General features: G+C 64.0%; 11 protein-coding genes. 6 read left to right on the top strand and 5 right to left on the bottom strand.

Features of this window, described 5'->3' with window-relative positions; genetic code table 11:
• Positions 1-16 precede the first annotated feature (16 nt).
• From Q9295_RS08720 to Q9295_RS08700, 5 genes are all read left to right on the top strand, one after another.
• Positions 17-922: a DMT family transporter gene (locus Q9295_RS08720; protein WP_306680304.1), complete on the top strand. Its 906-nt coding sequence runs from the start codon at positions 17-19 to the stop codon at positions 920-922.
• An 82-nt stretch (positions 923-1,004) separates the two neighbouring features.
• Positions 1,005-2,528, top strand: coding sequence for a 2,3-bisphosphoglycerate-independent phosphoglycerate mutase (gene gpmI / locus Q9295_RS08715; RefSeq protein WP_306680152.1), 1,524 nt, complete (start codon positions 1,005-1,007; stop codon positions 2,526-2,528).
• Positions 2,525-3,685 carry a murein hydrolase activator EnvC family protein gene (locus Q9295_RS08710; RefSeq protein WP_306680151.1) on the top strand — a complete coding sequence of 387 codons (1,161 nt, stop codon included), beginning with the start codon at positions 2,525-2,527 and terminating at the stop codon, positions 3,683-3,685. The genes gpmI and Q9295_RS08710 overlap by 4 nt, the downstream gene beginning before the upstream one ends.
• Before the next feature lie 6 nt (positions 3,686-3,691).
• Positions 3,692-5,044, top strand: a complete 1,353-nt coding sequence (locus tag Q9295_RS08705) for a S41 family peptidase (RefSeq protein ID WP_306680150.1) — start codon at positions 3,692-3,694, stop codon at positions 5,042-5,044.
• Positions 5,045-5,049: 5 nt separating this feature from the next.
• Positions 5,050-5,547 carry an RNA pyrophosphohydrolase gene (locus Q9295_RS08700; RefSeq protein ID WP_306680303.1) on the top strand — a complete coding sequence of 166 codons (498 nt, stop codon included), beginning with the start codon at positions 5,050-5,052 and terminating at the stop codon, positions 5,545-5,547.
• A gap of 137 nt (positions 5,548-5,684) precedes the next feature.
• Here Q9295_RS08700 and Q9295_RS08695 read toward each other — a convergent pair whose 3' ends face one another.
• The 3 genes from Q9295_RS08695 to Q9295_RS08685 all read right to left on the bottom strand — a co-directional run bounded on the left by Q9295_RS08695 (position 5,685) and on the right by Q9295_RS08685 (position 7,346).
• Entirely contained in the window at positions 5,685-6,221 is a 537-nt protein-coding gene (locus tag Q9295_RS08695) for an NADPH-dependent FMN reductase (protein WP_306680149.1), read from the bottom strand.
• A gap of 71 nt (positions 6,222-6,292) precedes the next feature.
• On the bottom strand, positions 6,293-7,006 hold the full coding sequence (locus tag Q9295_RS08690; protein ID WP_306680148.1) for an LrgB family protein: 714 nt from the start codon (positions 7,004-7,006) through the stop codon (positions 6,293-6,295).
• Complete coding sequence (locus tag Q9295_RS08685) at positions 6,999-7,346, bottom strand: CidA/LrgA family protein (protein ID WP_306680147.1); 348 nt, start codon at positions 7,344-7,346, stop codon at positions 6,999-7,001. Before Q9295_RS08685 ends, Q9295_RS08690 begins: the two co-directional genes overlap by 8 nt.
• A 433-nt stretch (positions 7,347-7,779) precedes the next feature.
• Between Q9295_RS08685 and smc the strand changes: the two genes are divergently transcribed.
• Positions 7,780-11,235: a chromosome segregation protein SMC gene (gene smc / locus Q9295_RS08680; RefSeq protein WP_306680146.1), complete on the top strand. Its 3,456-nt coding sequence runs from the start codon at positions 7,780-7,782 to the stop codon at positions 11,233-11,235.
• A 361-nt stretch (positions 11,236-11,596) separates the two neighbouring features.
• Here smc and Q9295_RS08675 read toward each other — a convergent pair whose 3' ends face one another.
• Together Q9295_RS08675 and cbiB are read right to left on the bottom strand one after the other, a co-directional pair.
• Entirely contained in the window at positions 11,597-12,592 is a 996-nt protein-coding gene (locus tag Q9295_RS08675; RefSeq protein WP_306680145.1) for a glycosyltransferase family 2 protein, read from the bottom strand.
• A 5-nt stretch (positions 12,593-12,597) separates the two neighbouring features.
• Positions 12,598-13,542, bottom strand: a complete 945-nt coding sequence (cbiB, locus tag Q9295_RS08670; protein ID WP_306680144.1) for an adenosylcobinamide-phosphate synthase CbiB — start codon at positions 13,540-13,542, stop codon at positions 12,598-12,600.
• Between the last annotated feature and the right edge of the window lie 37 nt (positions 13,543-13,579).

Below are 13,579 nucleotides of genomic sequence, written 5' to 3'. Positions count from 1 at the left end.
CCCCGCCCAGGCCAATATGCGCAACACAAGGCTGGGCATCTGGCTGATGATCCTCACCAGCGTGGTCTTTGCCGCCCAAGATGGCATCTCGCGCCACCTGGCGGAAAGCTACAACATCTGGATGATCGTCGCGATCCGCTTCTGGGCCTTCTCGGCGGTGGTGATCTTGCTGGCTTTGCGCGCGCCGGGCGGCATCCGCCTTGCTTCGCATTCGGTATTTCCTTGGGTGCAACTGGCGCGCGGGCTGATCCTGATCACCGAGATCTGTGTGATGATCTTGGCTTTCGTCAAACTTGGACTGATCGAAAGCCATGCGGTCTTCACCATCTCGCCCTTGCTGGTGGCGGCGCTTTCCGGCCCGATCTTGGGCGAAAAGGTCGGCTGGCGGCGGTGGGTCGCGATTGGCGTTGGATTCATCGGCGTGTTGATCATCCTGAACCCTGGCTCGGGCGTGCTTTCGATCTGGGCTTTGGTGCCTTTGGCCGCAGCTTTCCTTTACGCGATCTACAACCTGCTGACGCGCTATGTGGCCAAGGGCGATAGCGCAGGCGTCAGCTTTTTCTGGACCGGCGTTGTCTGCGCCGTGGCGATCACGCCCTTTGGCCTGACCCATTGGGAGCCGATGACCGGCCCCGATATGGCGCTGATGGCGGTGCTGTGCTGCACGGCCTTTATCGGCCATTACATGCTGATCCGCGCCTATGCTTTGGCTGAGGCCTCGGCGATCCAACCTTTCGCCTATTTCCAGCTGGTGGTGATCGCCTTTATCGGTCTTCTGGTCTTTGGCGAGGAACTGCGGATCAATGTGGTGATCGGGGCTGTCATCGTAGTGGCGGCGGGGGTCTTCTCGCTCTGGCGGCAAAGGGTGCGCGAGAAAGAGGCGCAGCGCCAAGCAGCACTTGCGGAAACCCCGCAGCCCTAAGTGGAAGCGCCTCTGAGTGAGGTTGCCGTGGCAGGGCGGCGCGCGTAGAACCAAAGCCGCAATGTTGCGAAAGAGGGTGCGCATGTCTGTTCCGAAGCCGGTCGTCCTATGTATTCTTGACGGCTGGGGAATTGGGCCCAACCCCGCGACATCTGCCCCGGCGCAGGCTGATCTGCCGTGCTTCAACCGGCTGTGGGAGAGCTGCCCGCATGAGACCCTGACCACCTTTGGCCCCGATGCCGGTCTGCCGACCGGGCAGATGGGCAACTCAGAAGTGGGCCACACCAATATCGGCGCGGGCCGGGTGGTGGCGATGGATCTCGGTCAGATTGATCTGGCGATTGAGACCGGCAGCTTTGCCACCATGCCCGCTTTGCGCGCATTTATCGCAGCGCTTCGGGCCAGCAAGGGTGTGGCGCATCTGGCCGGGCTGATCTCGCCCGGTGGCGTGCATGCCCACCAATCCCATATGATCGAAGCCGCCCGGATCATCGCTGCCGAGGGTATTCCGGTGGCGATCCATGCGATCACCGATGGCCGCGATGTCGCGCCCGTTTCCGCCGCCGCCTATCTGGCCGAGGTTGAGGCGGCTTTGCCCGCCGGTGCCGCTATCGTCACCGTCACCGGGCGCTATTTCGCCATGGACCGCGACAACCGCTGGGAGCGGGTGGCGCAGGCTTATGAGGCGATGGTCTATGGCCGTGGCCAAGCGCAAGCGGCCTTCCCGCAGACCGCGCTTACCCAAAGCTATGCTGAGGATAAGACCGATGAATTCATCCCCGCCACGGTGATCGGCGATTACGCGGGTATGCGCGATGGCGATGGGCTTTTCTTCCTCAACTTCCGTGCCGACCGGGCGCGGGAATTGCTGGCAGCGATCGGCGATCCGGCGTTTGAGGCCTTTGCCCCCGGCCCGCGCCCGCAATTGGTGGCCCGGCTTGGCATGGTCGATTATTCCGTCGCCCATAACGCCTATATGACGACGATCTTCCCCAAGGCCGATATCGTCAACACGCTTGGTGAATGGGTCTCGAAACAAGGCCTCCGGCAGTTCCGGCTGGCCGAGACCGAGAAATATCCTCATGTCACCTTCTTCCTCAACGGCGGGCGCGAGGCGCCTTTTCCCGGCGAGGACCGCCATATGCCGCTTTCGCCGAAAGTGGCGACCTATGATCTACAGCCCGAGATGTCCTCGGCCGCCGTGACCGAGCATTTCGTGAAGGCCATTGGTGAGGGCTATGATCTGATCGTGGTGAACTACGCCAACCCCGATATGGTCGGCCATACCGGCAGCCTGCCCGCCGCGATCCAAGCGGTCGAGGCGGTGGATCGGGGCCTGACCCAAGTGGTGGCAGCGCTTGAACAGGCGGGCGGCACCATGCTGATCTGCGCCGATCACGGCAATTGCGAAGTGATGGTCGATCCCGTGACCGGCGGGCCGCATACCGCCCATACGCTGAACCCGGTGCCGGTGATCTTGGTGGGGGGGCCTGAGGGGGCCCAGCTCAGGGCAGGGGGACGGCTCTCTGATCTTGCGCCGACCTTGCTGGCGCTGATGGGCCTGCCGCAACCGCCCGAGATGACCGGGAGCAGCTTGCTGTCATGAGGCTCCGCGCCACCCTCTTTGCGGCTTTGCTTGGCGCCAGCCTGACGGCTGCGCCGGCCTCTGTCCGCGCCGACGCTGTGGCTGAGCAGGCCCAGGCGGCCTCGGCGGCTTTGGCCGAGGCGGTGCAGGCGCTGGAGATGGCCACCAAAGCGCGCGACCGGGTGGCGGCGCTGACGTCGACCATCCGCGCCTATGAGCTGGGCCTTGCGGCCTTGCGTGAGGCTTTGCGGCAGGCCGAGCTGCGTGCGACCACTTTGACGCTTAGCTTCAACGCCAAGCGCGACCAGATCGGCCAGCTTCTGGGCGTGCTTGCGCGGATGGAGGCCGATCCCGGCCCGCTCTTGCTGCTGCATCCGCATGGACCCGTCGGCACTGCGCGTTCGGGCATGATCCTCGCCGAAGTCACACCGGCCTTGCAGGCCGAGGCCGAGCTTTTGAAGGTGGAACTCGCCGAATTGCGCCAGCTGCGTGATCTGCAAACCGCCGCTGGCAAGACCTTGGCGGATGGCTTGCGTGTCGCGCAAGAGGCGCGGGCGGCGCTGAGCCAAGCCATCTCGGACCGCACCGAGCTGCCCAAACGCTTCACCGAAGATCCCGAGGTGCTGAAGAACCTGCTGGATTCGGCCGATACGCTTGAGGCTTTTGCCGGGGGCCTCAGCTCGACCGAGGATCCCGACCGCAAGTCTGGTTTTGGGCTTGTGGCCGAGGGGCGCTTGCCGCTTCCGGTCTTCGGTGCGCTCTTGCGCCGCCCGAATGAGGCCGATGCCGCCGGCGTGCGCCGCCCCGGCATGACCCTTGCCGCAAGGCCACGGGCTTTGGTCACAGCGCCCTGGCCCTCGACCATCCGCTACCTTGGCCCGCTTTTGGACTACGGAAACGTGATCGTTCTTGAGCCGGGTGACGGCTATCTTCTCATTCTCGCCGGGCTCGACTCTGTCTATGGCGAGGTGGGGGAAGTGGTCGCAACCGGTGCGCCGCTGGGCCTGATGGGCGGCGGCACGGCGGTGGATGACGGTGAGAGCTCGGAATTCACCTTGGGCATTCAGGATGGCTCTGGCGCACAAGGGACGGAAACGCTTTACTTGGAACTCAGACAAGGCGCAGAGCCGGTGGACCCGATGCCGTGGTTCGCAGCCACCGCCGCGACAGGAGACTGACGAAAGATGAAAAAGCTGATCCTCGCCGCGACGGCTGGAACGCTTGCTGGCGCGCTTTTCACCACGCAGGTGGCTGGTCCCCTGATCGCGGAAAACGCCGCCCATGAGAGCAGCGTTTACGAACAGCTTGATCTTTTCGGCGATATCTTCGAGCGGATCCGTGGCCAATATGTGGAACCCGTCGAGACCGAGAAGCTGATCGAGGCAGCGATCAACGGTATGCTGACCTCGCTTGATCCGCATTCTGCCTATCTTTCGGCCAAAGACTTCGAAGATATGCAGGTGCAGACCAAGGGCGAGTTTGGTGGCCTTGGCATCGAGGTCACGCAAGAAGAAGGCTTCGTGAAAGTCATCTCGCCGATGGATGATACCCCGGCGGCGGATGCGGGCATTTTGGCCGGCGATTATATCACCCATGTCAATGGCGAGGCCATTATGGGCCTGACCTTGGACGAGTCGGTGGATCTGATGCGTGGCCCGATTGGGTCCGAGATCATCATCACCGTGGTGCGCAAGGGCACGGCGGAACCCTTTGATGTTTCGATCATTCGCGACACGATCAAGCTGACGGCCGTGAAGGGCCGCGTTGTGGGCAAGGCCGCTGTGCTGCGCATCACCACCTTCAATGACCAAACCACCTCGGGCCTGAAGACCGAGCTGGACAAGGCCATTGAAGAGCTGGGGGGCATCGACAATCTCGAAGGCGTCGTGCTTGATCTGCGCAACAACCCGGGTGGCTTGCTGAATGAGGCGATCTCGGTCTCGGACGCTTTCCTTGAGACCGGTGAGATCGTCTCGACCCGTGGCCGCAACCAACAAGATGATGAGCGGTTCAACGCGATGGCTGGCGATCTGGTCAATGGCAAGCCGATCGTCGTCTTGATTAATGGCGGCTCGGCTTCGGCTTCCGAGATCGTCGCGGGCGCGTTGCAAGACCACCGTCGGGCGATTGTGGTGGGCACCAAGAGCTTCGGAAAAGGCTCGGTCCAGCAGCTGGTGCCGCTGAAAGGCGACGGCGCGATGCGGTTGACGACGGCGCGTTACTACACGCCTTCGGGCCGCTCGATCCAAGCTTTGGGGGTCTCGCCCGACATCGTGGTGCAGCAACCGATCAAATCGATCGACCCCGAAGCGGTTGAGGCGGAAGACAAAGCCAAAGAAGTGCGTCGCTTGACCACCGAGGCCGATCTGCGCGGCGCGATCAGCAATGACTCGATGACCGAGGATGAGAAGAAATTGTATCAAGAAGAGCAGGCTATGGCTGAAGAAGCCGCAAAGCTGCGCGATGAGGATTACCAATTGGCCTATGCTGTCGACATTCTGAAAGGTCTGACCACGATCGCTCAGGCGGCGCCGTGATCCTGATGTCGGAGAAGAACGAGCGTAAAGGCCCAGCGGGGCTGCCTTATCGTCCTTGCGTGGGCGTGATGCTGGTAAATGACGACGGGCTGATCTTTGCGGGCCAACGCAAAGACAGCGCGGTTGCGGCTTGGCAAATGCCACAAGGCGGCATCGATGCGGGCGAAAAGCCCCGCGAAGCCGCTTACCGCGAGCTTTGGGAAGAGACGGGTGTCAGCCGCGATCTGGTGGATTACATCGGCAAAACACATGGTTGGATCACCTATGACCTGCCGGCGGAACTGCTTGGCCGGGTTTGGGGCGGTAAATTCGGCGGCCAGCGGCAAAAATGGTTCTTGCTGCGCTACCGAGGCAGCGACGATCAGATCCGCATTGATACCGAACATCCCGAGTTTGAATCTTGGCGTTGGATCGATGCGGATGCTTTGCTTGAAAGCATCGTGCCCTTCAAACGTGCGGTCTATGACAGCGTGATCCGCAGCTTCCGCGCCTATCTGGCGTAAGTCAAATGAGCGCCTTACGGCGCAAGTTTTTGTCTCGCCTCTGCGCGCTCCGCGCAACCGGCTCGGCCTCCGGCGGGGATATTTAGAGTTCTGAAAGAGGGTAAGCTCTTTCAGAACTTAATTATTTTCGGGGCGCGTTAAGCTTCAGCGGCGCGACGCAGTTGGCCCATCAGATCATCCAGCGCTTTTTGGTAGCGGGCGTCCTTCAGGCGGCCTGTCTCGTCAAAAGCATTGCCGCTATCGGCGACAAGAACCTCGGGGCCGGTAAGGAGATGGGGCTGAAAGGGCGTCACCATCAGCCGCAGCGCGAATTGCGACCGATCCCCGCCGCCACGGCCGCCGGCGGCGGCGATGAGGGCTAGGGGTTTGTTTTTCCAAGGATTGCCTTTGAGGCGGCTGACCCAATCGAGCGCGTTCTTCACCACGCCGGGGGGCGCTTTGTTATATTCGGGGCAGGCGATGACGACCGCATCGGCCTTCTCGATCTGGTCGGCGAGGCGCTGGACGCCCTCGGGGATGCCGCTTTCCGCTTCGAGATCGCCGTCATAAAGCGGCAGGCGCAGGTCGGCCTCGGTATGGGTCGCCTCACCAAAAGAGAGCCGTGCTTGGGCCAGCAAAAGCCGGTTGGTGGAGCCCGCGCGCAGCGCGCCGGGGATGCCGAGAAGCGTTACCATTAATCACTCCAATGAAGGTTTCGCCCCTATGCTGCGCGCCGACAGGCGGGGCGTCAACTGGCTATTTTCCCTTAGAAAAAACCCAAAACCCAAGGCGCCAGAAGGGCGGTGAGGATGGCATTCAGCGCCATGCCGAGGCCGGCGAAAGCCCCCGCGACCGGGTTCACTTGGAAGGCGCGGGCGGTGCCGATGCCGTGGCTGGCGGTGCCGGTGGCGAAGCCGCGGGCGCGCCAGTCTTTGAGGCGCAGAAGGTTGAGGAGGGGGGTGGCGATGACGGCGCCGGTGATGCCGGTGAGGATGACAAGAACCGCCGTCAGGGTGGGCGAGCCGCCGAGCGAGTCGGAGATACCGATGGCGACCGGGGCGGTGACAGATTTTGGTGCGAGCGTCGCCAAGAGCGCGTGATCCGCACCGAAGGCCTTAGCGATGGCGAGGGCGGATGCCATCGCGGCCAAGGAGCCTGCGAGGAGGGCGGCGATCACCGGAAGGAGCGCGCGTTGAAGCCGGTGGATGTTCAGCGCCAGCGGCACGGCCAAAGCCACCGTGGCGGGGCCAAGGAGAAAGTGCACAAATTGCGCGCCGGCGAAATAGGTCGCGTAGGGCGTGCCGGTGAGCCACAGAAGGCTGCCGAGCAAGATCACTGCGATCAGCACCGGGTTGACGATCGGTGCGCGATTGGCGGCGCGGAAGCAGGCGTCTCCGACGGCATAAGCGGCAAGTGTGGTCGTCAGCCAAATGAGAGGCTCGCGGCTGAGGTAGCTCCAAATGTCAGCGAAATCAGTCATCTGTCGCCTCCGATCCGGTTAGCTTGGCAACGGCAGTGAAGGTCAGTGCGCCCACCGCAATGGCCACGGCGGTGGAGACGACGATGGCCAGAGCCAGCCCCGGACCCATCGCGCCAAGGGCCGTAAGGTGGCCGATCACGCCGACGCCTGCGGGGACGAAAAGGAGCGAGAGATGCGAGAGGAGGCCTTCGCATAAGGGGCGCATCAGGGCTAAGAAACGTGGGGAGAGCACAAGGCAAAGCGTCATCGCCACCATGCCGATCACCGGGCCGGGGACCGGCAAAGCCAGTGAGCGCGATAGGCCCTCACCGGCCAGTTGGAAGGCTAAGAGTAGGGTCATCGCAAGGATCATGGCAGGCCTTTGTGCTGAACCGGGGGCGGCGTTTGGGACATGATGCACCGGTTCAGAGCTTTGGGCAAAGGTGAAGCCTTGGGGGATTTCCCTTTGCGGCTGTTACGGCGGTTCAGGACTGCGTTTGCTGCGTTAAGGGGCTGAGATCGCTGCAAAATCCTAAGTATGGGTTTGGTCTGTTTTTGGTATGGGTTATGTATGGTTTTGGTAGGGCTGTAAGCGCCGCTTTGGTTTGAGGGGGTCCGTTAAGCTTTGCGCGGCAGGATTTACCGTTTGCTTAGCCGGATTTAACGCGGCGTTCGCGCCCTATTTCCCAAGATGTTGTGGATAACCCAAGCGTGACCCGCCATGCCTTGCGGGGGGTGATTGACTCTGCAGGGTAAAAGCCGACGATGGCGGGGAATGTGTGAATGAGGGGCCATTGCGGTTCACCAAGCTGAGATTGAATGGGTTCAAGTCTTTCGTGGACCCCACGGATCTGGTGATCCATGACGGGCTGACGGGTGTCGTCGGCCCGAATGGCTGTGGCAAATCCAACCTTCTGGAAGCGCTCCGCTGGGTGATGGGCGAGAACCGCCCCACGGCGATGCGCGGCGGCGGCATGGAAGATGTGATCTTCAACGGGGCCGCCACCCGGACCGCGCGCAACTTTGCCGAGGTCTCCTTGGTCTTGGACAACCAAGATCGGCTGGCCCCGGCGGGCTTCAACGATCAAGACCAGATCGAGGTGATCCGGCGGATCACGCGCGACGCAGGCTCGGCCTATAAGGCCAATGGCAAGGATGTGCGGGCGCGCGATGTGCAGATGCTGTTCGCCGATGCCTCGACCGGCGCACATAGTCCGGCCTTGGTGCGTCAGGGGCAGATCTCGGAGCTGATCAACGCCAAGCCGAAAGCGCGGCGTCGGGTGCTGGAAGAGGCGGCCGGGATCTCGGGCCTTTATGCGCGGCGGCATGAGGCGGAGCTGAAGCTGGCGGGGACCGAGCAGAATTTGCTGCGGGTCGATGATGTGCTGGAGCAGTTGGCGCAGCAGCTGTCGGTTTTGACGCGGCAGGCGCGGCAGGCGGCGCGCTATCGCGAGATTGGCGAAGAGCTGCGGCTGGCGGAAGGCATGCTGCTTTACCGGCGCTGGCGTGAGGCGGATGAGGCGCGCGGCGTGGCCGAGGCCGCTTTGCGCGAGCGGCTGATGCTGGCGGCGCGGGCCGAGGCTGCGGCGCGCAATGCGGCGTCTTTGCGCGATGCGGCGGAGGCGGCTTTGCCTGCCAAGCGCGAGGAAGAGGCGATTGCGGCGGCGGTTCTGCAACGGCTGATCTTGCAGCGCGATGCTTTGGGCGATGAGGCGGCGCGGGCGGCGCAGAAGATTGCGCAGCTGACGGCGCGGATTGCGCAATTGGGCGCGGATATCGAGCGCGAATCCGGTTTGAACCGCGATGCGGGCGAGGTGATTGATCGCCTCGACTGGGAGATCGAGCAGATTTCCCGCGCGCATGAAGGGCATGAGGAGCGGCTTGAGGAGGCGGCGGAGGCCTCGCGGGAAGCGGGCGTCTTGCTGTCGGATCGGGAAACTTGGCTGAGCGAGGCGACCGAGGATGCGGCGCGTTTGGCGGCGCGGCACCAATCGGCGGCGCGGATGGTTTCCGACACGCGAGTGACCTTGGACCGGGCCGAGGCGGAGGCCGAGCGGGCGCGCGAGGCGGTTGCGGCGGCGGAAGAGGCTTTGGCTGCGGCGGTTGAGGGCTTCGATGCGGCGGGCGAGGCGCGTGAGGTTGCGGCCGAGCTGGTCGAGCAGACCGAGGAGGCTTTGCTGTCCGCCGAAGAGGCGCGGGCCGAGGCGCAATTGCGCGAATCGGAAGCGCGGGCGGTGCGGTCCTCGGCGGAAGGCGAGGCTTCGGCCTTGCGGGCCGAGGTGCAGGCCTTGGCGCGGCTGGTGGACCGGGAGGCACAGGCCGGGCATCAGATCTTGGACCGTTTGGTGGTGGAGCCGGGGTTCGAGAAAGCTTTGGGCGCGGCTTTGTCGGATGATCTGCGCAGCCCGGAAGTGGCGGCCGGAGAACGCTCAGGCTGGGGGTTGTTGGAGCCTTACCTGAACCCGCAGGCTTTGCCCGCAGGTGTCACGCCTTTGGCCGCGCATGTGGAAGCGCCTGACGTTTTGGCGCGGCGGTTGTCGCAGATTGGTCTGGTGGCCCGGGAGGATGGGTTCCGGCTGCAAGATGCTTTGTTGCCGGGGCAGCGTTTGGTCAGCCTTGAGGGCGATCTGTGGCGTTGGGACGGGTTTAGGGCGGGGGCCGAGGATGCGCCCTCGGCGGCAGCTTTGCGGTTGCAGCAGTTGAACCGGTTGGTGCAGCTGAAGCGGGATTTGGAGGAGGTGACGGCCACCGCCTCGGGGGCGGCGCAGGCGCACGAGGCCTTGCAGGCGCGGTTGCAGGATCTGGCGCGGGCCGATCAGATGGCCCGCGAAGCGCGGCGTTCGGCGGATCAGCGTTTGGCCGAGGCGGATCGGGCCTCGGCCCGGGCGGAGGCGGATCGCAGCATTGCGGGCGGCAAGCTGGAGGCGGCGAAGCTGGCGGTTTCTCGCTATGAGGATGAGGCTTTGGCATCCGGTTTGCGGCTGCGCGAGGCGGAGTTGGCGGCGGCGGATCTGCCGGATCTGGAAGCGGCGCGGGATAAGGTTGAGGCGTCGAAAGTGGCGGTTGAGGCCGCGCGGATTGCGATGCTGACCAAGCGGTCGGCCCATGATGAGGTGCGCCGCGAGGGCGAGGCGCGGGTGCGGCGTCGGCAAGAGGCGATGAAAGAGCTTTCGGGCTGGAAGCATCGGTTGGAGACCGCCGAGAAACGCTCGGCCGAGTTGAGTGAGCGGCGCGCGGAGGCGGAAGAGGAACTGGAAGAGGCCCGCGAGGCCCCCGAAGAGATCGCGGCGCGGCGCGAGGATTTGGTCGAAGCGATCGACGAGGCCGAGGCGCGTCGTTCGGCGGCGGCGGAGGCTTTGGCCGAAAGCGAGGCCACTTTGCGCGAGGCTGCCTTGGCCGAACGCGAGGCGGAACGCATGGCAGGCGAGGCGCGCGAGGACAAAGCGCGGGCCGAAGCGCGGGTCGATGCGGCGCGTGAGGCGGTGGCGATGGCGGCGGGCCGGATTGCCGAAGAGGGCGACCTTACCCCGCAGGAATTACTGGCATCTTTGAAGGTGGACCCGGATAAAATGCCCGGTGCCGAGGCGCTGGATACCGATGTGCAGCGGCTGAAACGCCAGCGTGAGGCTTTGGGCGCGGTGAACCTGCGCGCCGAAGAAGATGCGAAGGCGGTGGACAGCGAATATACCGCGCTGGCGACCGAAAAGGGCGACCTTGAAGAGGCGGTCAAGAAGCTGCGCGCCGGGATTGCCGGGCTGAACAAGGAAGGCCGTGAGCGGCTTTTGACCGCTTTTGAGCAGGTGAACGCCAACTTTAGCGCTTTGTTCACGCATCTTTTTGGCGGCGGCGAAGCGCGGCTTGTTCTGGTCGAATCGGATGACCCGCTTGAGGCGGGTTTGGAGATCATGTGCCAGCCTCCGGGCAAGCGCTTGGCGACGCTGTCGCTGCTCTCTGGCGGCGAGCAAACGCTCACCGCCTTGGCGCTGATCTTCGGCGTCTTTTTGGCCAATCCCGCGCCGATTTGCGTGCTGGATGAGGTGGATGCGCCTTTGGACGATGCCAATGTGACGCGGTTTTGCGACATGATGGATGAGATGACACGCCGCACCGAGACGCGCTTCCTCTGCATCACGCACCATGCGGTGACCATGGCGCGGATGGACCGACTTTTCGGCGTGACCATGGCCGAGCAGGGCGTCAGTCAGCTGGTCTCGGTTGACTTGAAACGCGCGGCGGCGATGGTGGCGTGATTTGGTTTGGGCCGGCGCCTCCCGGGGGCGCGGATGCGGAACCGTCAGAGGTGCGGCTATTCTTGCGGATCTCGGGCGCTAAAAATCTAAGTCTTTGCGGTGAGTTAGCGCCTTTGACACGGGCGGCTGCAACGCGCGCCGGGTGAGGGCCTGTAGAGCGGCGTCTGGGGCGCTTAAAGGCTTTGTTAAGCCGAATCGGGTGACAAAGGTCGGGAGAGCTCTCGACCGGGTGTCGCAATGTTTGGCTTTTTACTTATCAGTGTAATGGCGGGGCTGATTTGGACGGTTGTCCAACCCAATAGCCATGCTTTTTGCGTGTTTCCCCGGGGTCCAGTTAAGGCGCGGACCAGAGGCTACACCCTCACTTTGGGTCCGCGTCAAAACCTGGCAATGCGGCGACGGCGGCGCGCAGGTTCAGGCGTCCCTCAATCAACCGGCCCTCCTCGGCCAACAGCGCCGCCAACTCTGGCGTCAGACGCTGGGTGTGGTCGTAAAAACTGACAATGCCCTCGGGGCTTGCTGCCTGCAGATGGGCCTGCAGCTCTGGGTGATATTGATAAGCGCCCCGAGTCAGCCGGAAGGGCAGGGCAGCCAGCCATGCGGCACGGTCTTGCGCATGAAAGTGTAAAAGCTGCAGTCGGCGGTCAAAGGGCGGGGCCGCTAACCTCTCGCCTTTGAAAAAGGCCGAGTGGAGGCGGAGTTGAAGGCCCGCAACCCCGGTGCGGAAGAAGCTTTTGCCATTGCTATGCGACAGATGCGCCTGCGGCAGGATCTGGGCGTAGGGGCCAAGCACGGGCCCGCGCAGATGGGCATGGCGGGGCTTTAGCGCACCGCGAAACTGGCGGGCGGTGAAAATGTCATCGGGCAGGCTGGGCTCGTGCATCGCCTCGAAGGGCTCGACCCGCAGGGTGGCCTGTTCGGGCGGCAGCGAGGCGAGGATATCGCTGATGGTCTCACTCTCGGGGCGGGCGCGGTGCAGAAATTCGTCCACGTCAATATGGGCGAGCCAGGCGAGGTGACAGTCCCGGTAAGCGGCACGGGCATTCTTGGCCTGCCGGTTCTGGTGCCGATCAGGGCGGCCTTTGAGATGCTGCCAATGCGCCTCATCGCAAGGGGTGGCGGTAACCAGCGGCAGATTTGCAAAACGGGGGAGGGCAGGATCTTTTGGGTCGTCGAAGTAAAGCCAGATCTGCGCGGCGCCTAAGTTCAGATGATAGGCGACGAAGGCGGCAATTTGCTCGGCGGGGGCCTTGACGGTGGAGACCACGCCCCAAGTCCCGGCCTCGCTTGGCTTTTGCTTCGCGGCTGCGCGACGCGAGGCGGCGTTGGCGCTGGGTTTGGCTTGGGGGGCGGTCACACTTGTCATCCTCCGCCGGGGCCAAGGCCGGTGGTCAGACCAAGGATTGCAGTGATGAGCAGGCTGAGCGCGAGCATGCCAGCCCAAGCGCGCCAGAGGGCGCGGCAGGCGGCCTCGATATCGGCGGGACCGGGGTCGCGGCGGCCCTCGGGCCAGACCCAAGGGAAGTCGGTCATGCGGCCGTTGTAGCTGCGCGGACCGGCGAGGGAGACGTTCAGCACCGGGGCCAGCACCGACTCGGGCCAGCCGGCATTGGGGCTGCGGTGTTTGGGGGCGTCGCGCAGCACGGGCCTTGGGTCATGCCAACCGGAGGTGAGCGCGATGAGAACGGCTGTCAGTCGGGCCGGAATCAGGTTCAGAAGGTCATCCCAGCGCGCCGAGGCCCAACCGAAATCGCGGTGGCGCGGCGTCATATGGCCAACCATGCTGTCGGCGGTGTTGGCGAATTTGTAGATCATCAGGCCCGGAAGTCCGCCGATGAGATACCAAAAGGCCGGGGCGATCACCCCGTCTGAGAGGTTCTCGGCGGCGGATTCGATGGCGCCGCGCGCGACCTGAGGCTCTTGCATCACGGCGGTGTCACGACCGACGATCATGGCGACGGCGGCCTTGCCCTCTTCCAAGCTGCGGCGCAGCGCTTTTGCAACGGCGCCAACGTGATCGACCAGACTGCGCTGGGCGAGGAGAATGGCCACGGTGATCACCTCGAGCACGCCATAATCGGGGATCAGGTGGATCACATAGCCAAGAAGGCCGGCGAAGATGGCGAGGCCAATGGTCATCACGATGCCGGCGGCTTTTGCGGCGGGCGCGCGGTTGAAGCGGCGGTCGAGCCTGCCGATCAGCCGTCCCATCAGCACGGCGGGATGCGGCAAGCGGCGCCAGAGCCAATCCGGCTCTCCGAGCCAGGCGTCAAGAATCAGGGCGAGGGCGAGAATCGGAGCTGTCATGGCAGGAAGTGGTGCGCGGCCCCTTGCCGCGACGCAA

Origin of the sequence: Pseudogemmobacter lacusdianii, from assembly GCF_030848395.1 — a bacterium.
GTDB lineage: Bacteria > Pseudomonadota > Alphaproteobacteria > Rhodobacterales > Rhodobacteraceae > Pseudogemmobacter > Pseudogemmobacter lacusdianii.
This window is presented reverse-complemented; position numbering and strand designations above follow the sequence as displayed.